The 25,389-nt window shown below is 67.0% G+C and carries 22 protein-coding genes and 1 pseudogene; 11 read left to right on the plus strand and 12 right to left on the minus strand.

Annotated elements, in window-relative coordinates; all coding sequences use genetic code 11:
* Positions 1–2 precede the first annotated feature (2 nt).
* The 6 genes from A5698_RS06740 to A5698_RS06765 form a co-directional block, all read right to left on the minus strand.
* Positions 3–311, minus strand: coding sequence for a PE family protein (locus tag A5698_RS06740; protein ID WP_068294743.1), 309 nt, complete (start codon positions 309–311; stop codon positions 3–5).
* A complete protein-coding gene (gene eccCa / locus A5698_RS06745) occupies positions 311–4,285 on the minus strand; it encodes a type VII secretion protein EccCa (RefSeq protein ID WP_068294746.1) in 3,975 nt (1,324 codons plus the stop codon). The genes A5698_RS06740 and eccCa overlap by 1 nt, the downstream gene beginning before the upstream one ends.
* Positions 4,285–5,847, minus strand: coding sequence for a type VII secretion protein EccB (gene eccB, locus A5698_RS06750; protein ID WP_068294748.1), 1,563 nt, complete (start codon positions 5,845–5,847; stop codon positions 4,285–4,287). Before eccB ends, eccCa begins: the two co-directional genes overlap by 1 nt.
* The gene (gene eccA / locus A5698_RS06755) at positions 5,844–7,661 is read right to left on the minus strand and encodes a type VII secretion AAA-ATPase EccA (protein ID WP_286144361.1); all 1,818 of its coding nucleotides are present in this window, start codon (positions 7,659–7,661) and stop codon (positions 5,844–5,846) included. The genes eccB and eccA overlap by 4 nt, the downstream gene beginning before the upstream one ends.
* Before the next feature lie 112 nt (positions 7,662–7,773).
* Positions 7,774–8,664, minus strand: a complete 891-nt coding sequence (locus A5698_RS06760) for a class I SAM-dependent methyltransferase (RefSeq protein WP_068294754.1) — start codon at positions 8,662–8,664, stop codon at positions 7,774–7,776.
* Between the two features lie 51 nt (positions 8,665–8,715).
* The gene (locus A5698_RS06765; protein WP_068294757.1) at positions 8,716–9,606 is read right to left on the minus strand and encodes an oxygenase MpaB family protein; all 891 of its coding nucleotides are present in this window, start codon (positions 9,604–9,606) and stop codon (positions 8,716–8,718) included.
* 81 nt (positions 9,607–9,687) lie between these two features.
* Between A5698_RS06765 and A5698_RS06770 the strand changes: the two genes are divergently transcribed.
* The gene (locus tag A5698_RS06770; RefSeq protein WP_068294894.1) at positions 9,688–10,302 is read left to right on the plus strand and encodes a TetR/AcrR family transcriptional regulator; all 615 of its coding nucleotides are present in this window, start codon (positions 9,688–9,690) and stop codon (positions 10,300–10,302) included.
* Positions 10,303–10,306: 4 nt separating this feature from the next.
* Here A5698_RS06770 and A5698_RS06775 read toward each other — a convergent pair whose 3' ends face one another.
* Entirely contained in the window at positions 10,307–10,882 is a 576-nt protein-coding gene (locus tag A5698_RS06775; protein ID WP_068294761.1) for a VOC family protein, read from the minus strand.
* A gap of 194 nt (positions 10,883–11,076) precedes the next feature.
* Between A5698_RS06775 and A5698_RS06780 the strand changes: the two genes are divergently transcribed.
* The 5 genes from A5698_RS06780 (at position 11,077) to A5698_RS06800 (ending at position 16,122) form a co-directional block, all read left to right on the plus strand.
* The gene (locus A5698_RS06780) at positions 11,077–12,219 is read left to right on the plus strand and encodes an alpha/beta hydrolase (protein WP_068294764.1); all 1,143 of its coding nucleotides are present in this window, start codon (positions 11,077–11,079) and stop codon (positions 12,217–12,219) included.
* Positions 12,195–13,220 carry a 2-hydroxyacid dehydrogenase gene (locus A5698_RS06785; RefSeq protein WP_231967318.1) on the plus strand — a complete coding sequence of 342 codons (1,026 nt, stop codon included), beginning with the start codon at positions 12,195–12,197 and terminating at the stop codon, positions 13,218–13,220. The genes A5698_RS06780 and A5698_RS06785 overlap by 25 nt, the downstream gene beginning before the upstream one ends.
* Before the next feature lie 9 nt (positions 13,221–13,229).
* Complete coding sequence (locus tag A5698_RS06790; protein WP_068294767.1) at positions 13,230–15,434, plus strand: acyl-CoA dehydrogenase family protein; 2,205 nt, start codon at positions 13,230–13,232, stop codon at positions 15,432–15,434.
* Positions 15,435–15,495: 61 nt separating this feature from the next.
* Complete coding sequence (locus A5698_RS06795; RefSeq protein ID WP_067082590.1) at positions 15,496–15,774, plus strand: hypothetical protein; 279 nt, start codon at positions 15,496–15,498, stop codon at positions 15,772–15,774.
* Positions 15,775–15,810: 36 nt separating this feature from the next.
* Positions 15,811–16,122 (plus strand): hypothetical protein, encoded by a 312-nt coding sequence (locus A5698_RS06800; RefSeq protein WP_068294770.1) that lies wholly within the window; start codon positions 15,811–15,813, stop codon positions 16,120–16,122.
* Here the strand turns inward: A5698_RS06800 and A5698_RS06805 are convergent.
* The 3 genes and pseudogenes from A5698_RS06805 to fadD2 form a co-directional block, all read right to left on the minus strand.
* Positions 16,119–17,108, minus strand: coding sequence for an IS481 family transposase (locus A5698_RS06805; protein ID WP_068294773.1), 990 nt, complete (start codon positions 17,106–17,108; stop codon positions 16,119–16,121). The genes A5698_RS06800 and A5698_RS06805 overlap by 4 nt on opposite strands.
* A gap of 106 nt (positions 17,109–17,214) precedes the next feature.
* Entirely contained in the window at positions 17,215–17,994 is a 780-nt protein-coding gene (locus A5698_RS06810) for an SDR family NAD(P)-dependent oxidoreductase (RefSeq protein WP_068294776.1), read from the minus strand.
* A gap of 173 nt (positions 17,995–18,167) precedes the next feature.
* Positions 18,168–19,862, minus strand: a pseudogene (gene fadD2, locus A5698_RS06815) (long-chain-fatty-acid--CoA ligase FadD2); the annotation flags it as partial.
* A 55-nt stretch (positions 19,863–19,917) separates the two neighbouring features.
* Between fadD2 and A5698_RS06820 the strand changes: the two are divergent.
* The 3 genes from A5698_RS06820 to A5698_RS06830 all read left to right on the plus strand — a co-directional run bounded on the left by A5698_RS06820 (position 19,918) and on the right by A5698_RS06830 (position 22,195).
* Positions 19,918–21,162: a DNA polymerase domain-containing protein gene (locus A5698_RS06820; RefSeq protein ID WP_068294778.1), complete on the plus strand. Its 1,245-nt coding sequence runs from the start codon at positions 19,918–19,920 to the stop codon at positions 21,160–21,162.
* 122 nt (positions 21,163–21,284) lie between these two features.
* On the plus strand, positions 21,285–21,695 hold the full coding sequence (locus A5698_RS06825; protein WP_067082622.1) for an STAS domain-containing protein: 411 nt from the start codon (positions 21,285–21,287) through the stop codon (positions 21,693–21,695).
* 128 nt (positions 21,696–21,823) lie between these two features.
* Positions 21,824–22,195: an NYN domain-containing protein gene (locus tag A5698_RS06830; protein WP_068294899.1), complete on the plus strand. Its 372-nt coding sequence runs from the start codon at positions 21,824–21,826 to the stop codon at positions 22,193–22,195.
* 13 nt (positions 22,196–22,208) lie between these two features.
* Here the strand turns inward: A5698_RS06830 and A5698_RS06835 are convergent, their stop codons facing one another.
* Complete coding sequence (locus A5698_RS06835) at positions 22,209–22,814, minus strand: TIGR03086 family metal-binding protein (RefSeq protein WP_068294781.1); 606 nt, start codon at positions 22,812–22,814, stop codon at positions 22,209–22,211.
* A gap of 51 nt (positions 22,815–22,865) precedes the next feature.
* Here A5698_RS06835 and A5698_RS06840 point away from each other — a divergent pair, with 51 nt between their 5' ends.
* Positions 22,866–23,300, plus strand: coding sequence for a MarR family winged helix-turn-helix transcriptional regulator (locus A5698_RS06840; protein WP_067082568.1), 435 nt, complete (start codon positions 22,866–22,868; stop codon positions 23,298–23,300).
* 10 nt (positions 23,301–23,310) lie between these two features.
* Positions 23,311–24,723, plus strand: a complete 1,413-nt coding sequence (locus A5698_RS06845) for an NCS2 family permease (protein ID WP_068294784.1) — start codon at positions 23,311–23,313, stop codon at positions 24,721–24,723.
* On the opposite strand, the gene A5698_RS06850 is transcribed toward A5698_RS06845, so the two are convergent.
* Entirely contained in the window at positions 24,720–25,385 is a 666-nt protein-coding gene (locus A5698_RS06850) for an IF2 family translation initiation factor (protein WP_068294787.1), read from the minus strand. The two genes, A5698_RS06845 and A5698_RS06850, sit on opposite strands and share 4 nt — an antisense overlap.
* Positions 25,386–25,389: the final 4 nt, after the last annotated feature.

The following is a 25,389-nucleotide window of genomic DNA, read 5'->3' on the forward strand; positions in this document are numbered from 1 at the left end:
GATCAGCTACCGGCGACCAGATAGCTCGCCGCGGCCGCCGCGTCGCCCGTGGCATAACTCGTCCCGGACTGGCCGACCCCGAGACCGGAGCGGCCGAGCTCCTCGACGCCGTGGGCCGCAACGGTGTTGTGCTGCGCTCCATGGGCACTCAGGCCCAGGGCGGTCTGTATCGACACCGCATCGACGGCCGGCGGGATCACAGCGGTCACCGCGGGCGCCGCTGCGGCGTGAGCGGCTGCCAACCGGGCCGTCAATGCCTCGACGGCCGAGGCTGCTGCGGCGAGACCTTCGGGAACGACGCGAAGAGTCATCAGTTGTACTCCCTTCCACTGTTTCCGTTGTTGCTCGAACGTTCGGCCACCGCATCCGCGAACGGATTGACCAGTTGCAGGAACGTCGGCCCGTCACCGTCGTCGAGCAGCATCGCTCGGCCCGCGGGCAGGCGGCGGAACCGGTGCCCCCGGATCTTGCCGCTGTCCTGCGGGTTGCCCGACAGCATGAGGATCGTGGCCTGCAACTCGTTGAGCCGACGTAGCAAGGGCGCGGTCATCAGGGCGTGTGCGGAGCCGGTGGCCCGCGCTGTCACGATGACACGCAGTCCCAGTTCGCTTGCCTGAGACAGCAATCCGATGATGCCGGTCCACGGTCGCTGTCCGGCGAACGGTCCGCTGATCGCGGGCGCGTCCGGGATCTGGTCGACGTCGTCGATGATCAGGTAGTGGGTATGCGTGTCGTCGCCGGACCGGTAGTTCCACCTGGTCAGTTCCTGCGCAGACATATCCGCCGGCGGGCGGCGCTTCTCCAGCAGGGCGGTCAGCCCGAGCATCGCCGGGGTGATCCGGTCGATGTTCGGGGTGTATTCGTTGTCCGGGAACAACGGCTCGTCTACGAGGTGCAGGCGCCGGTCGATCACGGTGAACGCGACGCGATCGGACGTGGAATTCTCCCGGATGGTGCGGATCATGTGGCGCAGCAACGTCGTCTTGCCGGATTTGGCGTCACCGAACACCATCAGCAGCGGGTTCTGATCGAAGGCCATGGACACCGTCGCGAGATCCTCCTCGCGCTGGCCGATGACCACCCGTTCCGGCGCTGGATACAGCGGGGCGACGGCGCTCGGCGCGAGCTCGTGCGGAAGCAACCGCACCGGCGGCGCGCTGACGCCGCGATGGCGGTCGTTGATCACCGCGATGTCACGCAGCGACGGCTCGGCGAACAGGAAGTGCTCGGCGGCCATGGTCAGACCGCGGCCCGGCTGATCGACGGGCACCGCCTCGGCCGGCCGGCGCAGGGCCCCGGTGACCCGGACGTTGCTGTCTCGGGCGTCGGACAGCTTCAGTTCGAGGCGTTGGCCGAGACCGTCACGCATGGCCAACGGCACCTCGAGCCAGTTCGGCGTCGTGATGACGACGTGGATGCCGTAGGACATCCCCGTGTTCACCAGCTCGGTCACCTTCGACAGCAACGGGTTACGGGTGTTGAAGGTGTCGGTGTTGTCCCGGCTGAACGCATAGAGGTTGTCGATGACCAGGAACACTTCGCCGTACTCGTCGCGCTGGCCGTTGCCGGAGTGGCCCCGCGCCTGGCGCGTACGCAGCAGCTGCTCGAGCTCGCCGAACGTACGCCGGATGCGCTCGGGCTCCAATGGCGAGGCGACGCTGCCGACATGGGCCAGATCTTCGAGCGGCCGCAGCTGACCGCCGCCGTAGTCCAGACAGTAGAACGTGACGTCGCGCGGTGAGTGTAGGGCCGCCGCGGACAGGATGAAGGTCTGCAACGCCGTGGTCTTACCCGACTTGGGCCCACCGTGGATCAGCAGGTTGGACCCCGCGGACCTGGCGTCGAAGATCAGCGGGTCACGGCGCATCGCGAACGGACGGTCGATCTCGCCGAGCGGCCAACGCCATTGACGCTCGGTCACGTCGGCGCGGGCGAGCAGATCGTCGAGTGGGATCGGCTCGTCGAGCGGGGCAAGCCACAGCGGCGGCGCCTTCGGGCCGTAGTGAGCGAGCTGATCGCCGATGGTGGCGATGAGCTTGCGCGGCGCGCGCTCCTCGTGGGCGGCGGGATCCGACACGACGATCGTCTCCGCGGGCGCCTCGACATGGCCCGCGGTGAACGGCTGAGGCAGCGGAACCGACTGCACCACAACTGATCTCTCTGCCCGGGGCGGGTCGTAGATGCCGTCGACATACGTGCTGCGGAACTTCACCGGCATCGCGCCGGGCGCCGGCACGAGAAATCCCTCCCCCTTGTGCTCCGGACCGGCCTCGATGTGGAACGCGTCCTCGACACCGATGATCTGGCGGCTGATGGCCGGGCTGGCCACCTTGAGCCCGATGCGGTAGGACGTGTTCTTGTCGATGTCCTTGATCCGGCCCACGTCCAGCGTCTGTGAGGCGAACAAGATGTGGATACGGAACGAACGTCCCTTCCGCGCAACGTAATCGAACAGTTCGGCGTACTCGGGATGGTCGGACAACATCAGCGAGAACTCGTCGGCGACGACGAGCAGCGTGGGGAGCGGCGGCAGGTCGTGGCCCGCCGCGATCGCCGCTTCGTACTCGAGCACCGAATTGAACGCGCTGCCCTGCACCCGGCGGCCGGCCTCCATGAGCAACTGCTCACGCCGGGCCACCTCACCGCGCAGCGTATCGGCGAACCGGTCGGCGAGCGAGCGCTTCTCGGCCATGTTCGAGATGACCGCGACCACCTGCGGGAAGTCCCGGAAGATATCCGCCCCGGCCTCACCCTTGAAGTCCGCATAGATCACGATCAACCGATCGGCGGAGTGAGTCGTCAGCAGCGACAACAGGATCGCCATCAACGTCTGCGACTTACCGGAGCCGGTCATACCGATCATCAAGCCGTGCGGGCCCATACCGCCCTCGGCCTCGTCTTTGAGGTCGAAGATCAGCGGCTCCCCGGTGGCGGTCACGCCGATGGGCACCCGCAGTTCGTCCTCGCGTGCCCGCGGGGCCCACAAACTCGCCACGTCCAGCGCCGCGGCGTCCGGAATGCCGAGCAGCGTGGAAAAGGTGGCGACACCGGTGCTGCCCGTGCGTGCGTGGCTCGGGTTGGAGTCCCACTTCGACAACCGACGCGCGATGTGGCGCGCGGTCGCGGCGTCTAGCCGATCGGCGGCGTCGACATAGGGCTGCCACCCGCCGGTCTGCCAGCGCTGCAACCTTCCGCCGCTGAACTGCAGGATCGGTCGCTCCGGATCGGGATACTGCTCGCGGTGCGGCGGCTCGGCGATGCGCTGCACCAGCGTCACACCGGCCAATCCGCCCCGCGGGACGAGTGTCGTGGTGTCCACGTCGGGGTCGTCGACGACGATGAGCAGGTGCTTGCTCTCGGCGTCGTCGTCACTGCCGAACGACGGCCGGTCGTCCAGCGCGGGGGCAAGTTGCGCGCGCAGTTCGCCGATGTCCGACGCGAGGTACCGGGCAGGGCCGGCACCGTCGACGGCACCCGGGATGTCGTTGTGCGGCAGCCACTTCAGCCACGACCAGTCGTCACTCTCGATGTCCGATGACAACAACGCGACGCCGAGCACAGCGGGGTCGTGCCAGGTGACGGTCTGGGCGATCCATGCGCGAAGCGCCCCACGGACCTCGTCGGGTTCGCCGAGCACGGTGATGCGCGAGACCTTGCCGACATCGATGCCGGCCGGCACGTCGCGCACCGTCCGCTGCACATCGAGCAGCGCACGTAATGCGCTGTGCGACACCGGCTCGAGATCGACCTCGTCCGCGCTGTCCTTCACCCGAAGCGACGCGTTCAGCGGTGCGTCGTGCAGTCCGATGCGCACCACCAGGAAGTCGGGGTCGTGCGGGTCGCGCTCCCACTGTCGGCGGGTCCCCGGCACGTCGATGAGCAGCGTCGGATCCGGATGCGACCACTCCATCGCCGCGCGCTGCTCGGCGGCGTGCGCGCGCACGTTGTCGCGGACCACCGACAGGTAACGCAGGTAGTCGGCACGTTCGGCGTCGACTTCCTCGGTGCGCATCTTGTTGTCGGTGCCGCGGTAGAGCGCGGTCGCGGCCAGCAGCAGGACGAAGGGGAAGAACAGCGTCGTCGGCGAGATCAGTCGCATACCCGTGGCCACCAAGGCCACGATCATGCCGACGATCAGGATGACGATCAGGAACGGCAGCACGCGCCGCAGCAGCGACGGCGGGATCACCCGCGGCAGTTCCGGCGGCGGTTCGATCGCGATGGTGCCTTTGCGCGTCGTCGGCACCGGGATGCGGCGTCGCGCCTCGAATATGAGCCGGCTCATTACGGCGTCTCCCTCACAACAGCGGGGCGTGGGTCGGCGGCCAGGGCGTCATGGGCCAGCAATGCGTCGCTGCGCGACAGCGTCGGGCCGGGAGCGAACTGGCTCAGCATCGACCACGGGATGGGCAGGGCGGGCGGGTTCAGCCCGAGGGCGGTGATGGCGTTCTCGTCACCGTCGGTGTCGAGGCCGTAGCGTACCCCGACGTCGCTGAGCCAGAAGGACGCTCCGCCGGCGGGTGACGTCGACACACCTCCGCCGTCCTGCCCGACCGTCTGGACCAGGTAGCCGCGGCCGGGGGCCAGCACCACATTGTTCGCGGTGGTCCCCGAGCCCGCCCCGACGAGCTGCACGGGGCGCAGCTGATCAGACACGGGCAGCGTGACACCGGTGCGCAGGTACAGGGTCGCGCTGGTGGCGTCCGCGGGCCGCTTCCACTCGGCACATGTCAACGGCGCGTCGGTGGCATCGACAAGCGAAACCGGTTGTGCGGGATAGGCGTCGACGTCGATGGCGTTGGCGACCGGCAGACGCGCGATGTCGTCGGCGCCCAGCCGCGGCGGTTGCTCGAGCCCGTACGAGTTCGTGTTGCGCATGATCGCGGCGACGACGGGCGAAATCGGTTGCAGCCCTTCGTTGAGAACCGCGTAGTGACGCAGGGTGTTGTCGGTGGCGAAGGATGCGACCACCGCGCCGACCGGTGCCTGCACCGGCAGCGGGTATCGCGGCGGCTCGCCGGCACCGGGAACGGCAGGCGGACTCAGCGCGGGAGCTTCTGGGACCGCGTTGAACAAGCCCGCCGCGATCGGGCGCGCATCGGCACCTCCGGTGCCCAGACCCAGCGCACTGGTGACCGCACGGTCGTTCATGTCGATCGGACTGCGGTGGCCGTTCCACAGCAGCCAGGTGCCCGCGTTGGGTCCGGCCGGGTTCGAGACCAGGATCGCCTTGTCATCGGCCAGCGGCGCGGCGCGTTCACCGCCGTCGCTCAACGGGCCCGCGATCATCGTGACGCCGGCCGCCGGCCCCGAAACTCCGTCGCACACCGTCCAATCGGCGTCGCGGGTGGTGTTCTGCACCATGCGCTCGGGCGCACCCGGGATGCCGATCAGGTTGCCACGCGGGAACTGGTCGATCTCGCTGGTCTTCACCTGCGACGGGTTGTCGGGGCGGCCGGCGATCAGGCGCGCGGACGTCAGGTTCAGCACCGGGTGCAGCTGCTCACCGAGGCGTACGTAGAGCGCCGATGTGGTGCGATCGGCGAGTATCGCGTCGTTGCCCGCGACCCCGCCGGGGCGAATCAGCGAAAACACGAAACATCCTGCGACGACGGTGATCAGTACCAGCGCGCCGACGAGCACCGAACGAGTCTGCGTGCGCAACGGGTCGACGAGCATGCGGGTGTCGTGCAGGGCGACCCCGGATGCGATGCGCCGCATGATGAATCGCCATCCGGTGACCTGGTGCCTAGTGACGAAGCCGCGACGGTACACGACCCGGTCGGGGTTCTCGTTGGCCGGTGTTCGGGACGTGAACGCGCGGCGGTCGTGATCTTCAGTGCTCATTCGGGCACCGTCAGGCCGAGGCCACGCAGCAGCGGAATGGCGGACTTGGTGACGTCTTCATCGGTTATGGTCATCAGCTCGTCATCTGTGAAGTCGTGGGATTCGGAGTGATCGAGTCGGTACTCGCGCTCCTCCTCGGAACGCTCGACCAGGTTGCGGACAAACCGGCCGTTACCGGCGATGTCGAGGTTGCGCCTCTCCACGCCCGCGGCGTCCGGCGTCGTCGCCGCGGCCAGCTGCCCGAACAGCGACTCCATGTGGGCCAGTGCCGCCGGTTCGAAGACGCTGTCCCGCTTCTCGGCCATCCGCACCGCGATCTCGACCAGTTCATGTGGTGTGTACGAGGGGAACTCGATGCTGCGGGTGAACCGCGACCTCAGGCCCTCGTTGGTGTCGAGGAATGCGTCGAGATCCTTGCGATAACCGGCGACGATGACCACCAGTCGTTCGCGGTCGTTCTCCATGCGCGCCAGCAGCGTGTCGATCGCGACCAAGCCGAAGTCGTTCTTGGCGCCGGTCGACACCAGTGCATACGCCTCGTCGAGAAACAGCACGCCGTCGAGCGCGCTGTCGATGATCGCGTTGGTCTTGGCCTCGGTCTCGCCGATGTGCTGGCCGATCAGATCGGCACGGTGCACCTCGCGGACCGTCTCCTTCTTGAGAATGCCCAGGCCGCAATAGATCTTGGCGACGACGCGCGCGATCGTGGTCTTGCCGGTACCGGGTGGGCCCGCGAACACCAGATGGTTGGTGCGCTGCGCGACGGTCAGGCCGCGCTCCTGGCGACGGATCGCCATCGCGACGGAACTCTTCAGCCGCGCGACCTGATACTTGACCTCTTCGAGGCCGATGAACTCGGCGAGCTCGGCCTCGGCTTCGATCAGCAGGTGGGCTTTGCGCTCCTTGGCGCCCGGGTCGACGAAGTCCGCCTCACTCGGCTCGGTGGCGGGATCCCACGGATCGGAGCGGCCCTCGATGCGCGCGGCCGTGGTCGGCACGATGCCGTAGGAGGTGTCCGACAGCGCGACCTCGACCTGCTCGTTCTCCGGGTTGGCCGCGTAGAGCTCGGCGAGCACGTCGCCGGCGTCGAGCTCCTCGCCCTGTGCGCGCAGGCACAGCGCCTTGACCAGCGTGCCGTCGACCGTCGCGACATCGACTGGGCCGGACGGATCTTCGAGGTACGACAGTGCGGGTGCATACATACCGAGGCGTGCGAGCGACGTGCCGAGCGCGACGCGTGCCGCATGGGCGTAGGTCGCGTCGAGGCGCTCGTCGTTGACGATCGGCGTGATCAGGCGGACCACATCGGACCAACGCTCGGCGCGGTAATACATCGCGATGCGCACCCATCGGGCGTCCAGCCAGCTGGGGCGCCGGGTGATCAGCGGTTCGACGAGTTCGTCAGCGCCCACGTAGTCACCGGCGTCGCACAGCGTGACGGCGTAGGCCAGTTGGAAGTCGTCCGGTGTGGACGCCGAGAACTTCAGGTACAGGCCGGTGTCGTAGGTGAAGGCGAGGTCGCCGTCGGCAAGTTGTACGTGGCGCTGCAGGACACCGGCGGTGGCGACGGTCTGCCAGACAGCCTCGAGGACCCTGGCGCTGGTGTCGCCGGACGCGGCGAGTCCCGTCCACGCATCGCACTGGTCGCGGGCGATGCGGGTGAGTTCGGTGAATCCTGACCGGGCAGCGGCCTGGTCAGGTGGGCGTCGACGGTCGTGCACCGACAGCCCGAGGGCGCGGCAACACGTGGCGAACCGACTTACCACGTCGTGGTCGACGCGCGAAGTCGCAGCAAAATCCGTTTGTAGCGGCACGCGCCGTGATCTCCCCGTAGTTATGGCAGGCTAACTTTACGGGGCGAAGTTAGCATTGACTAAGCTAACTTGTACAGACGCACCTCGGCGTCTCAGCCAGTGAGCGGGGGGCTCACGATTTGACGGCGCTCACCAGGCTTATCGTGCCGGTCATCGTTGCCGCCTCCGAACCCTCCTCGGGCACCGGTCGGCCGTTCTCGCGCAGGTAGTCCACGAGTGGGGTGGCCTCGGCGCGCCAACCGCGGGCGCCGAACCACTGAGCGGCGGGCTGGTGCTGCTCGTTGTAGACCAAGCTGAAGAACTTGTCCTCGTCACCGACGGACCGCTCCTCTTGCCTCTTCGCCTCGAAGGCCGCCGCATCCATGGGCGCCGCCTCCTCGACGGCCGCGTGGCTACCCGGGGCGGCCAGCGAGGCGATCCCGGTGAACAGCTCGCGTTGGGCAACGGCAGGCAGGTAGATCAGCAGGCCCTCGGCGATCCAGGCCGACGGCTCGTGCGGATCGAATCCGTTGTCGCGCAGCGCCCGCGGCCAGTCGTTGCGAAGGTCGACCGAGACCTCGCGGCGCTCGGCCCGCGGAGTGTGGCCGTCGAGGGCATGTCGTTTGAAGTCGAGCACCCGCGGCTGGTCCAACTCGAACACCACGGTGCGGTCGGGCCAGTCGAGGCGGTACGGACGCGAGTCCAGTCCAGCGGCGAGCATCACGATCTGCCGCACTCCGGCGTCTGCGGCGGCACGGAAGTAGTCGTCGAAGTACTTGGTGCGGACGGCCTGGAAGTCCACGAAATGCGCACCGAAGTCGTCGGTGCGCAGAGGATGGTCGGGCGCTTCCCCGTCGAGCAGATCCGCCCACTCGCCACCCACGGCGCGACAGAAGGTCTCTGCGTACGAATCGACGACGAGGGGGTCTTGCTTCTGCGCTTCGAGCGCGCGGGCGGCGGCGACGAACAACGCGGTCGAGCCGACGCTTGTGGTGATGTCCCAGGTGTCGTTATCGGTACGCATGTACCTCTTTGTACGCTGCGAATCTGACAGCGGGCTGAGCAGCCGGACTGACTACACCAGCGGGCGCCCCGTGCGCACACGCCAGTCCAGATCCTTGAGCAGCACGTTGAACGGGAACTGGCGGACGAATCGCGGCATCACGTTGTTGATGCGCCCGAGCAGGCGCATGACGCGGTTGAACCGCCGCTGCTTGGCCGCGTCCCACGGTAGGCCCATCTCATCGCGGAACCGTTGCGGCAGAAAGCCGGTCGTGATGAAGAGGTTGACGGCATCGGTGCGCTTCTGCAGCCATGCCGGAAGCTTGAGGTTACCGATGCGACCCGCCGCGATCGGCCACAGGTATTCGCGCACCGCGTCGTCGATGTGGACCTTGTCGAGCGACTGCTGCCAGTACTCGTCGAAGGCCTTGCGGTCGGCGGGCCACATCTCCGCGGGCACCTGCAGCGTTGTGCCCAACGCCGCGCCGTCGCGGTAGTGGCGATCGGCGGACGCGTCATCCATCTCGCCGACGAAGACCCGGTACACGTCGACGAAACCCTTGTACAGGCAGGCGGCCACCCACAGCTGTAAGTCCTTGTCGAACGCGTTGTACTCGACCGGGCTGTCCGGCAGCGAGTACACCTCGCGATGCGACCGGTTGACCGCGCGCCGATACGTCGCCTTCTGTACGTCGGTGCCGGCCAGCGCGACCGCGAGGTAGGTGAACGTCGTCCGCGCCCGCTTGATGGGATGCCGGTCGGCACGGCCACTTTCGACGCGGCTGTCCTTGACGCCATACCCGACTCCCGGCCGCGCGAGTTCCATGATCACGTTGGCGGGTCCGGACAACAGCCCGATACCGAGCATCGCGTCCTCCGGCGATACGTCGCGGAGCAGCTTCTGACCCGGCAGAGGCGCGTCGTTGACCGGTCGTCCGACGTGGTCGATCGGCTGGGTGACCATCGGGGAACCCCTATCGCAAATGTGAGAACGCTTGTTTCCTGATATTGCCCCGGGTCGGTACCGAGTGTCAAGATGGCGGCCATGGCACAGGTCCGCCCCTACCGCGGCGTCGACGCGGCTCAACGCCTCGCGCAGCGCAGGCAGAGCCTGCTCGAGGCCGGCCTCGAACTGCTCGGCGCCGGTGGGGACCCCGCCGAGTTGACGGTGCGGGCCATCTGCGCGCAGGCCGGGCTGGGTGTCCGGTACTTCTACGAGACGTTCAGCGACAAGGACGAGTTCACCGCAGCGGTCTACGACTGGGTGATCGCCGACATCGCGGCGACCACGCAGGCTGCGGTCGCCGCCGCGCCGCTCCGTGAGGGCTCCCGTGCGGCGATGGCGAACATCGTGCGCACCATCGCCGCAGATCAGCGCGTGGGACGACTGGTGTTCAGCGTCGCACTGTCGAACACGGTGATCGTGCGCAAGCGCGCGGATTCGACGGCGCTGTTCGCGAAGTTGTTGTTGCAACACGCGGACTCCGTCGTCCCGCATGACAACGAACTCGACGAGGCGACGGCGCATTTCGCCGTGGGCGGGGTCGGTCAGACCATCAGCGCCTGGCTGGCGGGGCACCTCGACCTCGACGCCGACCAACTCGTCGACCGGCTTGCGGCGAACATCGACGCGGTCTCGGGCGCGCCCACGGACGACTGATCCGTCAGGCGGTCACCCTCGGACGCCTGTCCTCCTCCGTCTTGGGTGTCGCGTTGGCGTCATGCTCGGTGAACTCCTTGGTCCAGCACGCGAATTCGAGCGTGATGCCGTCGGGGTCCAGGAAGTAGAACGACCTGACATACACACCGGGGTGCACGGTCGGAGAAACCTGACCCTCACTGTCGTCGTGGTTGAGCACCGGCCCGACCCGCACACCCTTGGCCTTGAGCCGTTGCCGGTACTCGTCGAACTTTTCGGCGGGCACGTGGAAAGCCAGGTGGTTCATGGTGCTGACGGCACTGACGATGTCCCCGATGCCCGGAATGGCCTCCGGCGATGAGATACCGGGAACCCGGTCCGGCGCGTCGGCGAACCAGAAGAATGCGACGCAGTCGCCGTTGCCGGCGTCGAAGAAGAAGTGCTGCCCCATGCCTCCCGGCAGGTCGAGCGACTTGATCAGCGGCATCCCGAGGACGTTGCTGTAGAAGTCGACGGTTCTCGCCATGTCCGAGCACACCAACGCCACGTGGTTGATACCGCCGAGCTCGAACTCGGTGTTGGGATTGTCGGGCCTGATCATGGGCGCCTCCTAGCGCGAATCTCTGGCCAGAAACGCAAATCGAATTTAGCATCAGGGGCAATCACGAGCAATGACGAACGGACCGGCACCGCTATGACGATCGCCCCGCGCGTCCCGCTGTCGATCACGCCGGTCATCAAGACCGTAGAACAGCCTGTAGCCCTTGACTTTTCGCTGGATCCCGGGGGACGCGAATGACCAGAACGCCGTCGACCACCGCAACGCCGGGCGTCACCCGCGAATTCGTCGGTCTCGACTCCCCCACCGCCCGCCGCGCGGGTGCGGGCGGTCACCCGTGCCAGGGCCTCTATCACCGAGGCGTGGGCGGTAAGCCGAAGGTCGCGATGATCGCGACGCACTACCAGATCGACTTCTCCGAGCACTATCTCGCCGACTACATGGCCACCCGCGGAATCGGCTTTCTGGGCTGGAACACCAGATACCGCGGGTTCGAGAGCAGCTTCCTGCTCGACCATGCTCTGGTTGACATCGGCGTCGGCGTGCGGTGGCTCCGCGAGGTTGCGGGGGTGGAAACCGTTGTGTTGTTGGGCAACTCGGGTGGCGGTTCACTGATGGCGGCATACCAGGCGCAGGCCGTCGACCCGCACGTGACGCCGCTGCAGGGCATGCGACCCGCAGCCGGACTCAACGACCTGCCACCTGCCGACGGTTACGTCTCGACCGCCGCGCACCCCGGTCGTCCCGACGTGCTCACCGCGTGGATGGACGCGTCGGTCGTCGACGAAACCGATGCCGTGGCAAGCGATCCCGAACTCGACATCTTCGACGACCGCAACGGCCCCCCGTTCTCAGCCGACTTCGTCGAGCGGTACCGCGCCGCCCAGATCGCGCGGAATCACGCGATCACCGATTGGGCCGAGGCCGAACTCGAATACGTGCGCGGGGCCGGCTTCTCCGACCGTCCGTTCACGGTGCTGCGGACGTGGGCGGATCCCCGCATGGTGGATCCCACCCTGGAGCCGACTAAACGACCGGCGAACATGTGCTACGCCGGAGTGCCGGTGCAGGCCAACCGATCTGCGCGCGGAATCGCGTCGGCCTGCACGCTACGCAACTGGATCGGCATGTGGAGCCTGCGTCACGCGCAGACCCGCGCTGAACCGCACCTCAACCGGATCACCTGCCCGGCGCTGGTCATCAACGCCGAGCAGGACACCGGTGTGTTCCCGTCCGACGCCCAGCACATCTTCGACGCGCTCGCCAGCATGGACAAGGCGCAGTGTTCGATCGACACCGACCACTACTTCACGACTCCCGGAGCGCGCAGCGAGCAGGCCGATACCATCGCGAAGTGGATCGCGAAGCGGTGGCGCTGACCGGCGGACGTTCGCCGCTGAGGGTCCTCGCCCATCTCACTCCCGGCCCCAAGGCGGTCGAGTTCGTTGCGCCGCAGTCTGATTGGCTCGACATCCGCTACTGCGCGGAGGATGATGACGCCACCTTCTACCGCGAACTCCCCGAGGCCGACGTCATCTGGCACGTGCTGCGGCCGATCTCCGGTGACGACCTCGCCGAAGCGCGACGCTGCCAGTTGGTGCACAAGATGGGCGCCGGGGTCAACACAATCGACGTGGCAACCGCCACCGACCTGGGCATCGCGGTCGCCAACATGCCCGGGGCCAACGCCCCATCGGTCGCCGAGGGCACCGTGCTGCTGATGCTCGCCGTGCTACGCCGGCTGACCGAACTCGACCGTGCGACCCGCGAGGGCCAAGGCTGGCCCTCCGACCCGAGCCTGGGCGAGACCGTCCGCGACATCGGCGGCTGCACGGTCGGTTTGATCGGCTACGGCAATGTCGCCAAAAAGGTCGAGCACATCGTGCAGGCAATGGACGCCGAGGTGTTGCACACCAGCACGCGCGACGACGGGCATCCCGGCTGGCGAGCGCTACCCGACCTGCTGGCCGCCAGCGACATCGTCTCGCTTCATCTCCCGCTGACCGATGCGACGGCCGGCATGATCGACCGCACGGCGCTCAACCGCATGAATCCCGGCGCGGTGCTGGTCAACACCAGCCGCGGGGCGATCGTCGACGAGACCGCCCTCATCGAAGCGCTGCGCTCGAACAAGTTGGCCGGCGCGGGTCTCGACGTGTTCGCAACCGAACCCGTCGAGATCGACAACCCGTTGTTGTCGCTCGACAACGTGGTGCTCACCCCGCACGTCACCTGGTACACCGCCGACACCATGCGGCGGTATCTGGAGCACGCGGTCGACAACTGTCGCCGGCTGTGGGACGGCCGTGAACTGGCCAACGTCGTGAACGGTATCGTGTCTCCCAACCGACCGGTTAATAGGGACACTCCGTCACAGTGAGGTGCACGTATGCCCATTGCAATCAGTCCTGAGCACAACGATCTGGCCGACTCGGTGCGGTCCTTCGTCGCTCGGGTGGCGCCGTCCGAGGTGCTGCACGAGGCCCTGGAGACGCCGATCCCGAACCCGCCGCCCTACTGGAAGGGCGCGGCCGAGCAGGGCCTGCAGGGTGTGCACCTGTCCGAAGACGTTGGTGGACAAGGTTTCGGAATCCTCGAGCTCGCCATCGTCGCCGCCGAATTCGGCTACGGCGCCGTTCCAGGGCCGTTCGTGCCGTCGGCCATCGCCAGCGCGCTGATCGCGGCCCACGACCCCAACGCCCCGCAACTGGGTGACCTGGCCTCCGGCACGACGATCGCGACCTACGCCATCGACTCCAGCCTGACCGCCACCCGGCACGGTGAAGGCGAAGCGGCCGGCCTGGTCATCCGCGGCGAGGTGCGCGCCGTGCCCGTCGCCGGGCAGGCGTCGCTGCTGGTGCTGCCCGTCGCCATCGACAGCGGCGAAGAGTGGGTGGTCCTCGACGCCGACCAGCTGGAGATCGAACCCGTCACGAGCCTGGATCCGCTGCGGCCCGTCGCGCACGTACGCGCGAACGCCGTCGAGGTGGGCGACGACCGGGTGCTGAGCAACCTGAGCCGCCCGCTGGCCCGCGCGTTGATCTCGACGTTACTGTCCGCGGAGTGCATCGGCGTGGCCCGGTGGGCCACCGACACCGCCGCCGCATACGCCAAGATCCGCGAACAGTTCGGCAGGCCCATCGGCCAGTTCCAGGCCATCAAGCACAAGTGCGCTTCGATGATCGCCGACACCGAGCGCGCCACCGCAGCCGTGTGGGATGCCGCCCGGGCCATCGACGAGTTCCGCGAAACCGGCTCGGACGACGCCGCTTTCGAGTTCGCCGCGGCTGTGGCGGCCACCTTGGCACCCGAAGCGGCCCAACACTGCGCCCAGGACTGCATCCAGGTGCACGGTGGCATCGGCTTCACCTGGGAGCATGACACCAACGTCTATTACCGGCGCGCGCTGGTGCTGGCGGCCGGCTTCGGCAGGCACGCCGACTACCCGCAGCAGGTCGTCGACGTGGCGACCACCACGGGGATGCGCAAGCTCAACATCGACCTCGATCCCGATACCGAAAAGCTGCGCGATGAGATCCGCGCGGAAGTGACTGCGCTCAAAGCAATTTCACGTGAAGAGCGCAACGTCGCGATCGCCGAGGGGGGCTGGGTGCAACCGCACCTGCCCAAGCCGTGGGGACGCGCGGCCGGACCCGTCGAGCAGATCATCATCGCCCAGGAGTTCGACTCGGGCCGGGTCAAGCGCCCGCAGATGGGCATCGCGGCGTGGATCATTCCTTCGATCGTGGCGTTCGGCACGGACGTACAGCAGCAGCGCTTCCTGCCGCCGACGTTCCGCGGCGAAATGATCTGGTGCCAGCTGTTTTCCGAGCCCGGTGCGGGTTCTGACCTGGCCAGCCTGACGACGAAGGCGACGAAGGTCGACGGCGGTTGGCGGATTACCGGGCAGAAGATCTGGACCACGGGTGCTCAGTTTTCGCAGTGGGGTGCGCTGCTGGCGCGCACCGATCCCAATGCGCCCAAGCACAACGGCATCACCTATTTCCTGCTGGACATGGCCAGCGAAGGCGTCGAGGTCAAGCCGCTGCGCGAGCTGACCGGTAACGCGATGTTCAACACCGTGTTCATCGACGACGTATTCGTGCCCGACGAGATGGTGCTCGGCGAGGTGAACCGAGGCTGGGAGGTCAGCAGGAACACGCTGACCAACGAACGTGTGTCAATCGGCAGCAGCGAACCGCCGTTCCTCGCCAGCCTCGCCGACTTCATCACGTTCCTACAGGAGGGTCAGTTCGACCAGATCGAGCAGAATTCGGCGGGCAGGCTGATCGCCGAAGGCCATGCCGCCAAGGTGCTCAACATGCGTTCGACGCTGCTGACGCTGGCCGGTGGTGATCCGATGCCCGCGGCGGCGATTTCCAAGCTGCTGTCGATGAAGACCGGCCAGGGCTACGCGGAGTTCGCGGTGTCGTCGTTCGGCACCGACGGCGCGATCGGGGATCCGAAGCAGGAGCCCGGCCGGTGGGCGGAGTACCTGCTCGGCAGCCGGGCCACCACGATCTACGGCGGGACCACCGAAGTGCAGCTCAACATCATCGCCGAGCGCCTGCTGGGATTGCCGCGCGATCCGTAACACGCTTGCCGAACGGGCGTAGCCTTGATTCACGGTCACGTTCCAACGGTTGGCGGATGTGATGAGCAGCTTCGGCATTCGAATCGCCCGCGCCTCGGTTGGCGCCGCGGCGATGGTGGGGCTGTTCGTCGCGCCGACGGTCATCGGCGACGCTCCGGCGCCGCGAGAACAGGCGGCGCCGTGCTATCCCGGCGTTCTTCCCGGAAACCCGTGGGCGACGTCCTGCAACTTCGGTCCCCGGCCGCCGAGGGTCCGCGGCGGTCCGCCCGATCAGACCGCGGTGATCGCCTGCCGCGACATCCCCGGGTGTCTGTCGGCGTTCGTCAACGGCCCCTTGTGAGCGTTTAACGAGCGCGCCTGGGGCAATGTTGATGTCATGACCAACGACGTCGAGAAACGCTGGGACCGGCCGGGAGCTTTCCGGGCCGCCGCCATCTACGCGGCGGTGGTGGTCGCGGTCGCCGCCCTCGCCTTCGTCATCTACGCGGTTGTCTCGAAGACCTCGATCGTCGCCGCCTCGACCGTCCCAGCGATCCTGTTCCTGGGCGGGGTGGGCGCGTTCGTCAGGACCTATCGAGAGTGGAAGGCCGAGGGCGCCTGGGTGCAGTGGCAGGGCGCCGGGTGGTTCCTGCTCCTGCTGATGCTGGTGTGTCTGGCCATTCCCGGCGCGGCCGCGATGGCCGACTAGGTGTTCTTCCCTGAGAGGTTAGGTACGCGGGTGGCGGGTGGTTGGCCGCCGAGTGCGGTGTGGCCGCGGTGGTAATTGTAGGTGTGTAGCCAGATGGGGAATTGCTCGCAGCGTTCGGCATCGCTGCGGTAGAGCCGGGCGTAGGCCCACTCGTCGGCCAGAGTGCGGTGAAACCTCTCCACCTTGCCGTTGGTCTGGGGTCGATAGGGACGGGTGCGGCGGTGCTCGATGGTTCCGAACGCATCACGGAATTCGCGTGACCGGTAACAGGAGCCGTTGTCGGTCAAGACTTTCCGAACGGTGATCCCGCATATGGTGAACCAGGCGTTGGCGCGGTCCCAAAATGCTGCTGCGGTGTCTTTGCGTTCATCGGTGAGCAGCTCGCTATAGGCCAGCCGTGAGTGCCCGTCGATGGCGGTATGCAGATAGTGGTAGCCCCGCAGTGGATCGCGGTTCTTGCCTTTGACACCGGAGCTCTTGTCGGCCCGGGAATTAGAGCGTCCGGCCAGATGGCCCAGCATGCGCCAGCCCCCGCCAGCGGGGATCTTGCCCAGTTTCTTGACGTCGACGTGGACCATATCGCCGCACCGGGCGGGTTCCATGCGCCGAATGACACGGCCGGTCGACCGATCCAACCAGCGCAATCGGGCCAGCCCGTAGCGGGTGAGAACCCGATGCACGGTCGAAGGGTGCAGTCCCAGCAGGTAGCCGATGCGGTGTGGCCCCCACCGACGGATCACCCGGACTTTGATGATGCGCCGCTCGGTGCGTGTCGGTGTCTGGTTGGGACTGTGGTGAGGTCGTGAGCTGCGATCGGCCATCCCCGCAGCACCCAGCTCGCGGTAGCGCCCGGCCCAGCGGGCCGCAGTGGTCGAGGAGACCTGAAATCGTTCCGCGGCTCGGCGCAGTGGCCAGCCATCCTCGACAACACAACGCGCCAGCCTCAAGCGGCCGGCTTCGGACAAAAAGGCATTACGGTGGACCACGAAGACCTCCGGTGGTGAGTGCGTTTCTTAGACAGCTCGCACTTCACTCGGAGGTCTTCGTCATGTCACCACGCCACGCCGTCACCAACCTCTGTGGTCAGAACAACTAGGGCACGATCGAATCGACGTAGCCGCCGTCGACACGCACCGCCGCTCCCGTCGTCGCCGATGCCAGCGGTGACGCGAGATATGCGACCAGATTGGCGATTTCGGCCGGTTCGATGAGCCGCTGCAACAACGACTGTGGCCGATGCTTGCGCATGAACTCGCGTTGCGCCTGCTCCCACGGCAACGACTTGTCGACGAGTTGGTAGACGAAGTCCTCGACACCCGCGGTGTGCGTCGGCCCGGCGATCACGGAGTTGACCGTGACACCGGATCCCGCGGCGTCCTTGGCGAAGCCTCGTGACAACGCCAACAGCGCGGTCTTGGACACGCCGTAATGGATCATCTCCTCGGGTATCACCAGCGCGGAGTCGCTGGCGATCTGGATGACCCGCCCCCAGCCCCGCTCGGTCATGGCCGCCAGATACGCACGGATGAGCCGGGCCGCGGCCAACACGTTGACCTCGAAATAGGTGCGCCACTGCTCGTCGGTGATCTCGCGGGCCGGTACGGCGCCGAAGATGCCCAGGTTGTTGACCAGGATGTCGACGTCGGGAAGCCGCTGGAGCAGTTCGGCCACGCCCTCCTCGGCGGCCACGTCGGCCGCGACGCCGAGCACGTCGCCGTCGAGCTTCGCCACGGCCTCGTCGACACGTTCGCGGCTGCGGCCGTTGACGGCGACGCGTGCGCCACTGCCCGCCAGGGCCTCGGCGATCGCCAGCCCGATGCCCTGGGTCGACCCGGTGACGAGCGCGGTCTTTCCAGTCAGATCAATGTTCACGCCCTGCTACTACCTCTGCGGCGGCGCGACTATTCCGACTGGTTGGCGTCCGCCTTCTCGCTCGACTTCTCCTCGCCGCCTCCGTCGGCTTCTGCTTTTTCGCCGCCTCCGTCGGCTTCTGCTTTCTCGCCGCCTCCGTCGGCCTCTGCCTTATCGCCGCCTCCGTCGACGTCCATGTCCCGCAGCTCGCGCTTCAGGATCTTTCCGGTCGGGTTACGCGGCAGCTCGTCGAGGAAGACGACCTCGCGGGGCACCTTGTAGCGGGCCAGGTGCTCGCGGACGTAGTGCTTGATCTCGTCCTCGCCAATCGAGGCGCCGTCGGCCTTGACCACGAAGGCCCGCAGCCGATGGCCCCACTCCTTGTCCTCGACACCGACGGCGGTGGCCTCCACGACCTCCGGATGACCGCTGATCAGGTCCTCCACCTCGGCCGGGAACACGTTTTCACCGCCGGACACGATCATCTCGTCGTCGCGGCCACTGACGTACAGCAGGCCGTTCTCATCGAAGTAGCCGACGTCGCCCGAGGACATCAGCCCGTCGACGATCTGCTTGTGCCCACCGCCGGTATAGCCCTCGAACGGGAAGAAGTTGCCGACGAATATCCGCCCGACCTCGCCCTGCGGCAGTTCGTTGCCGTCGTCGTCGAGGATCTTGACCTTCACACCCTTGACCACCGGCCCGACGGTCGCTGGGTTCTTCTCCAGATCCTGGGGTCGCGCGATGGTGGCGAAGGCGATCTCGGTCGATCCGTACAGGTTGTAGATGACCGGTCCGAGCGCCTTGAGCCCACGCTGCGCCATCTCCGCGCCCAGCTGTGAACCCGACACGAAGACGATCCGCAGCGAGGACAGGTCGGGCTTGCGGTCCATGCCGTCGAGCGCATCGAGGATGCGCGACAACATCACCGGCACCACCACGATGGCGGTCACCTTGTGCTTCTCGATGTCCTCGAGCACCTTGGCGGCCTTGAACTTCCTGCGCAGCACCAGTGTGGTGCCCAGCATCATCGCGATCGTCGCGTGCAGGAAGCCCAGCGCGTGGAACATCGGCGCCGGGAGCGCGGTGACCTCCCCGCCCTTGAACGGCACGTGCGACAGCACACCACCGATCGGGGCCAGCGTCGGCGGCGTACTTCTGTTGGCGCCCTTGGGTGTTCCCGTCGTGCCACTGGTCAAGATGATGACCGACGAGTGCTTGGTCGCCTTCGGCGCGGGCTTGCCGGTGTGACGCGAGACGAAGTCCTCGAGCGTCTCGTCGGTGCTCTTCGACGGCTCGTCGCCGGAGGCGGAGGCCGACGATTGATCTGCGTCGGGGTTCACACCAAGCGCGCGCAGCTTGCCCAGCGGCGGGTCGGCCTTCGAGACGGCCTCGCAGTACTCATCGTCGTAGATGATCAGCTTGGCGCCTTCGCGTTCGGACACCTCCTTGACCTGGGGACCCGAGAACTCGCTGTTGAGCAGGATGATGCGGGCGCCGGTGCGGGCGGCGCCGTACAGCGCGACCAGGAACCACCGGTGGTTGCGGGCCAGGATCGCGACGCCGTCGCCGCCCTTGACGCCCTTCTCCAGCAGGCCGTTGGCCACCGAATGCGCGGCATCGTCGAGTTCCTTGAAGGTCATTTCGCCGAAGTCGTCGATGATCGCCATCCCGTTGGGGGTGCGGCGGGCATTGAGCGCCGGGATCATCCCGAATTCGCCCCACCGACGAATGTCGGCGAGCATCGCGGCGACATTCTGCGGTGGTTCGATCTTGAACGCACCGGCGCCGAACATCTTCGCGGCATAGTGCAGCTCGGCCGACCCGCGTTCGACGAGTTGCTGAGCCTTGGCGAACGCCTGCAGCGGGAGCTCCTGAAGTCTGGCCATGACCCCACCATATGTGACCCGCGTCGCACTGCGGCCGGGAAACTAACATGACGCTATGGCCGTACCCCGGTATCTGGAGGTCGACGGTCACCAGGTGCCCGTCAGCCACCCCGACAAGGTCGTCTTCCCCGATATCGGCGTCACCAAGGCCGACCTGATGCAGTACTACCGCAGCGTCGCCGACGGCGCCCTGCGCGGTGTTCGCGACCGGCCGATGATCCTCAAGCGGTTCGTCAAGGGCATCACCGAGGAGGCGGTGTTCCAGAAGCGGGCGCCGAAGAACCGACCGGACTTCGTCGATGTCGCCGAGTTGAAGTACGCGTCCGGGACGTCGGCGGCCGAAGCCGTGCTGCGCGACGAGGCCGGCCTCGTCTGGGCGGTCAACCTCGGATGTGTCGATCTCAACCCGCACCCGGTGCGCGCGGACGACCTGGCCCACCCCGACGAGTTGCGCGTCGACCTCGACCCTCTGCCGGGTGTGAAATGGCCGCAGATCATCGACGTCGCGATGGTGGCTCGCGAGGTGCTCGAGGACCACGGGCTGACGGCGTGGCCCAAGACGTCGGGATCGAAGGGCTTCCACATCTACGCCCGGATCGAGCGGCGCTGGCCGTTCAAGTTCGTCCGCCTCGCAGCGCAGGCGGTGGCCCGGGAGGTCGAACGCCGCGCCCCCGACATCGCCACCGCGCGCTGGTGGAAGGAGGAGCGCGAAGGCGTCTTCGTCGATTTCAACCAGAACGCGTTCGATCGAACCGTCGCCTCGGCTTATTCGGTGCGCGCGACACCGGACGCCCGGGTGTCGACACCGCTGCTCTGGGACGAGGTGCCCGATTGCCGCCCCGAGGCCTTCACGATCGCGACGGTGCCACAGCGGTTCGCCGAAATCGGTGACCCGTGGGAGGGCATCGACGAGGCGGCGGGATCGCTCGACGCGCTGCTCGATCTCGCCGACCGGCTCGGCCCGGCGGAGAAGGCGCCGCGCGGAGCCAAGCGTTCGGGCGGAGGCGGCGGCCGGCGCGTGTCCTCCAAACCGCTGATCGAGATCGCCCGCACCAAGACCAAGGACGAGGCGATGGCGGCGCTGGACGAGTGGCGACGGCGCCACCCGTCGGTGGCCGAAAAGCTGGAGCCCGCAGACGTTCTCGTCGACGGCATGCGCGGACCCAGTTCGATCTGGTATCGCATCCGGATCAACCTGCAGCACGTGCCCGAAGACCAGCGCCCCGCACAGGAGGAGCTGCTCGCCGATTACAGCCCCTGGGAGAACTATTCGGGTCCCCAGTGGCTGCGCGATAATTGACGGTTTGCTGCCTAACGCAAATTGTGCTTCTTACCAAAGTATTAGCCGGCGTTGCCGGTTGCCTTAATCTCACCACTTAAGTTTGGGTCATCGACGAAGCTGACCTACCTGAGGAGGCAGTGATGTACGGGAACCCGACATTCGACTGCGCCGGTGCCAAGCTTCATGCGGTGTGCCGTCAACTGGCGACTGTGGTGACGGTAGACGGCGTCATCGACGATCGGAACATCGAACGAATCACCGCCTTCGCTCGCCGATTCGTATTGGCCGAGAAGCCGTTCGTCCTCGATTTGAGTGGCGTGAGTTCATGCGCAGAGCAACTCATTTCGCTGATGTACGACGTCGATGAGAGCTGCTATCAAGCGGAGGTGGATTGGGCCGTCATCGTCAGTGATGACGTTCAACGAGTACTGCGCGGCTCCGGAGTGAGCGTCCCGGTTGCCGCGTCACTACCTGATGCGCTTCACCACTTCGCGGAGAGCATCGAGAAACGGCGCCGGCTTCTGCCGCTGCTGACTCAGAAGACTGCATAGCGGAAGGCGACCAGGTGCTACTCGACATTCGCTGGCTCGGTTACCTGCTTGGCCGTCGGCATCCGACGGCCAAGCAGACCGGCCACGCCTACTGATCCGGACATAGCGACGCCCGTTCTCGACGCGTGATTCGCTGGATCGTCGACGGGATGAACGTGATCGGTTCGCGCCCCGACGGCTGGTGGCGGGACCGCCACGGGGCCATGGTGACGCTCGTCGAGCGATTGGAGGCGTGGCGCCCCGCGGGTGACGACGTCACCGTCGTATTCGAACGACCCCCGAAGCCGCCCATCGAATCAACCGTCGTCACGGTCGCGTATGCGCCCCGCGCGGCGGCCAACTCGGCCGACGACGAGATCGTCCGCCTGATCGGTGCAGACGATCAACCGTCCGACATTTGCGTGGCGACTTCCGACCGAACGCTCGCCGAACGGGTGCGAGCCGCCGGCGCGTCCGTCGTCCCGGCCGAGAGGCTACGGGGGTTCATCGACCCGCGGTGACGCCTGCGGGGTGTCAGTCGGGCGATCGGCCCAGGTGACGCAGTATCCGGTCGAGGTCGCCCGCGCCTTCCTGCTGCGCCACCGCGCGGGCGAACGGCGAGTTGTCCATCTCGCGGAATTCGCCGTCGGGAACTGCAAATGCCAGTGGCAGTACGGCGTCGATCACCTCGGAGGGCAGCGTGAACGGCAGGCCGATGCTGCGGGCGACGTCCCAGCCGTGCACCACGTAATCGACGAAATGGAAACCGACCGCCATCGCACCCGGGACGGTCGCGTCCGGACCGAACTCGGGTAGCGCGAACGTCGCTTCCAGCACGCCGTCGGCGGCGAACGCGTCCAGCACCTCGGTGGCCGCCGCCGTGTATGCGCCGCGGGGGTCCGCGCGAACCGCCTCGGCGACGGTCGCGGGCTCCCATACCGTGAGATCGGCGCCGCCTCCCCGTGCAGCAGCGGCAAATCCCTTGTGCTGCACGGTCATATGCGTCAACAGATCGGCCAGGTTCCACCCCGCACACGGCGTAGGGCGGTCGAGGTCGGCCGCGGTGATCCCCGAGACGATCTCCATTGTGGTGGTGACCGCGATCCGGTGGGCCGGTCGCGGATCGATATTAGTATGCATACGCTTACGATATACCGACGCATATGATTGGTCAACGCTTAATATCCCTTCATGCCGCCGAAGCCGCGACGACAGGACCTCGCCGCGATGCTCGCCCCGCTGCTCCGTCGACTCATCGCACTCGAAACTCCCGTGCTGACCGAGCACGGCGTCTCGATGTGGGGGTACAGCGTGTTGCTGGCGCTCGACGAGTCCCCGGTGCGCACGCAGGCCGCCCTCGCGGAGGCGATCGGCGCCGACAAGACGCGGATCATTCCCACGCTCGACGAGCTGCAGGACAAGGGCTACATCGAACGGCGGCCCGATCCCGCCGACCGGCGCGTCCGGTTGCTCGCGATCACCGAAGCCGGCCGCGCACTGAAGGATTCGGTGCAGGCGGAGATCCAACGCGGCGAGGAACGGTGGCTCTCGGTGTTGTCGCCCGGCGACCGGCGGGCCTTTCTGCGGGCTCTGCACGAGATGACGCGTGTCGACGACACCCCATAGGGTCTGAGGAATGAACCGCCTCGACCGCTTCTTCGAGATCTCGGCGCGCGGAACGACGGTCGCGGCTGAGGCCCGCGGCGGCCTGGTCACGTTCATCGCGATGGCCTACATCATCGTGCTGAATCCGATCATCCTGTCCAGCTCAGAGGATGTGTCCGGCAACAGGCTGCAGTTCGCCGAGGTCTCAGCGGTCACCGCGTTGGCAGCGGGCGTGATGACGATCATGTTCGGGCTCATCGCCCGTATGCCGTTCGCGTTCGCCGCCGGCCTCGGCATCAACTCGTTTGTCGCGACGACGCTCGTCGGCTCTCTCACCTGGGCCGAGGCCATGGGGTTGGTGGTAATCAACGGCCTCATCATCGTGGTGCTGGCGGCGACCGGATTGCGGCGACTGGTGTTCGACGCGGTACCGATGCAGCTGAAGTTGGCGATCACGGCAGGCATCGGGTTGTTCATCCTGTTCATCGGCCTGGTCGACGCGGGGTTCATCGGTTCGACCGGGAAACCGTCGCCGCCGGTCGGCCTCGGAGGCGACGGCAGCGGTTCGATCAGCACCGTGCCCACCGTGGTGTTCGCCTTCACGCTGCTGCTGACGGGCATCCTCGTGGCCCGAAAGGTGCGCGGCGGCATCCTCATTGGGCTGATCACCGGCACCGTCGTCGCGGTCGTGATCGAGGCGATCTGGCACCTCGGGTCCGCCGTCGACAAGCCCGGTGGCTGGAGCCTGTCGGTGCCTACCCTGTCGGGATCACCGTTCGCGCTACCCGATCTCTCGCTCGTCGGCGCGTTCAGCATGGACAGCTTCGGCCGCATCGGGATCATCGCCGCGACCATGTTCGTCTTCACGCTGGTGTTCGCGAACTTCTTCGACGCGATGGGCACCTTCACCGGGCTGTCGCGGGAGGCCGGGCTGGCCGACGATAAGGGCACGTTTCCGCGCCTGCGGTCGGCCCTGATCGTCGAAGGCGCCGGCGCCGTGGTCGGCGGCGCATCGTCGGCATCGTCGAACACGGTGTTCGTGGAGTCGGGCGCGGGAATCGGCGAGGGCGCTCGGACCGGGTTGGCGAACATCGTCACCGGCGTCCTGTTCCTGGCGGCGATGTTCATCTCGCCACTCGCGTCGGTGGTGCCGACGGAGGTGGCAGCCGCAGCGCTGGTGATCGTGGGCGCGATGATGGTGTCGCACCTGCGCCACATCGACATCTCCGAGTTCTCGGTCGCGCTGCCCGTGGTGCTGACGGTGGCGACGATGCCGTTCTCGTACTCGATCGCCAACGGCATCGGCGTCGGCTTCATCGCGTGGGTGGTGCTGCGCTCGGCAGCAGGAAAGGCCCGCGAGATCAGCCCACTGTTGTGGGTGGTCGCCGCGGGCTTCCTGTTGTACTTCGCGCGAGGCTGGATCGAGTCGCTGCTCGGGATCTAGCCGTCGGTTTTGCGCTTGTCCTTCTCGGCGTCGGCGAGGTCTTCGATCTTGTCGGCCTGCGCCCGCGTCACCGTGGCGTCCACGCGCTTGTCCTGCGCGTCGGCCATCTTGACGCTGGCCGCCTTGGCCGCAGCACGCTCGGCCGCCTCGATCTGCTCCTCGTCGCGGCGCTTCGCGGTCTCCACGTTCTTCTTGCGCTGCTCGGCGATCTCGTCGGCCCGCTTCTTGCTCTCGACGATCTTCTTCTCGGCGTTCTCGACCGCTGTGCGCTTACGCTGCTGAGCCTCGGTGCGCGCCTGACGAGCCTCGGCCTCGGTCTCCTCGAATGCCTTCTGCTTGTCCTGCAACGCCTTTTCGCGCGTCACCTTCAGCTCCCGGTCCGCCTGCTTGACGTTCTCGTCGGCGGCCGCGTCGAGCTCGGCGGCACGGCGCAGGGCGTCGCTGCGCTCGACGAGTGTGGCGCCCCGCTTCTGGAGCTCGCGGTCGCCGAGCGCAGTGCCGACGGCCGTGTCCAACAACCCCAGGGAACGCTCGTAGAACAGGCGCGCGGGTGCCTCGTCGTTCATCCGTGCGACGAATCGATCGTCGATCAGTTGCAGCGGCACACGGGCCACCTGGTACTGAAACCTCAGCACCGCCTTCGGAATAGCGGTGATACTCATGGTC

This window comes from Mycobacterium sp. E136, assembly GCF_001666865.1.
Taxonomy (GTDB): domain Bacteria; phylum Actinomycetota; class Actinomycetes; order Mycobacteriales; family Mycobacteriaceae; genus Mycobacterium.

What these genes read in the sequence shown, in the direction of transcription:
- eccB (WP_068294748.1), bottom strand. Translation starts at nt 5,847, where the DNA reads ATGAGCACTGAAGATCACGACCGCCGCGCGTTCACGTCCCGAACACCG.
- A5698_RS06840 (WP_067082568.1), top strand. Translation starts at nt 22,866, where the DNA reads ATGCCGCCGAAGCCGCGACGACAGGACCTCGCCGCGATGCTCGCCCCG.
- eccCa (WP_068294746.1), bottom strand. Translation starts at nt 4,285, where the DNA reads ATGAGCCGGCTCATATTCGAGGCGCGACGCCGCATCCCGGTGCCGACG.
- A5698_RS06845 (WP_068294784.1), top strand. Translation starts at nt 23,311, where the DNA reads ATGAACCGCCTCGACCGCTTCTTCGAGATCTCGGCGCGCGGAACGACG.
- A5698_RS06790 (WP_068294767.1), top strand. Translation starts at nt 13,230, where the DNA reads ATGCCCATTGCAATCAGTCCTGAGCACAACGATCTGGCCGACTCGGTG.
- A5698_RS06795 (WP_067082590.1), top strand. Translation starts at nt 15,496, where the DNA reads ATGAGCAGCTTCGGCATTCGAATCGCCCGCGCCTCGGTTGGCGCCGCG.
- A5698_RS06770 (WP_068294894.1), top strand. Translation starts at nt 9,688, where the DNA reads ATGGCACAGGTCCGCCCCTACCGCGGCGTCGACGCGGCTCAACGCCTC.
- A5698_RS06780 (WP_068294764.1), top strand. Translation starts at nt 11,077, where the DNA reads ATGACCAGAACGCCGTCGACCACCGCAACGCCGGGCGTCACCCGCGAA.
- A5698_RS06760 (WP_068294754.1), bottom strand. Translation starts at nt 8,664, where the DNA reads ATGCGTACCGATAACGACACCTGGGACATCACCACAAGCGTCGGCTCG.
- A5698_RS06765 (WP_068294757.1), bottom strand. Translation starts at nt 9,606, where the DNA reads ATGGTCACCCAGCCGATCGACCACGTCGGACGACCGGTCAACGACGCG.
- A5698_RS06740 (WP_068294743.1), bottom strand. Translation starts at nt 311, where the DNA reads ATGACTCTTCGCGTCGTTCCCGAAGGTCTCGCCGCAGCAGCCTCGGCC.
- A5698_RS06850 (WP_068294787.1), bottom strand. Translation starts at nt 25,385, where the DNA reads ATGAGTATCACCGCTATTCCGAAGGCGGTGCTGAGGTTTCAGTACCAG.
- A5698_RS06825 (WP_067082622.1), top strand. Translation starts at nt 21,285, where the DNA reads ATGTACGGGAACCCGACATTCGACTGCGCCGGTGCCAAGCTTCATGCG.
- A5698_RS06835 (WP_068294781.1), bottom strand. Translation starts at nt 22,814, where the DNA reads ATGCATACTAATATCGATCCGCGACCGGCCCACCGGATCGCGGTCACC.
- A5698_RS06775 (WP_068294761.1), bottom strand. Translation starts at nt 10,882, where the DNA reads ATGATCAGGCCCGACAATCCCAACACCGAGTTCGAGCTCGGCGGTATC.
- A5698_RS06800 (WP_068294770.1), top strand. Translation starts at nt 15,811, where the DNA reads ATGACCAACGACGTCGAGAAACGCTGGGACCGGCCGGGAGCTTTCCGG.
- A5698_RS06820 (WP_068294778.1), top strand. Translation starts at nt 19,918, where the DNA reads ATGGCCGTACCCCGGTATCTGGAGGTCGACGGTCACCAGGTGCCCGTC.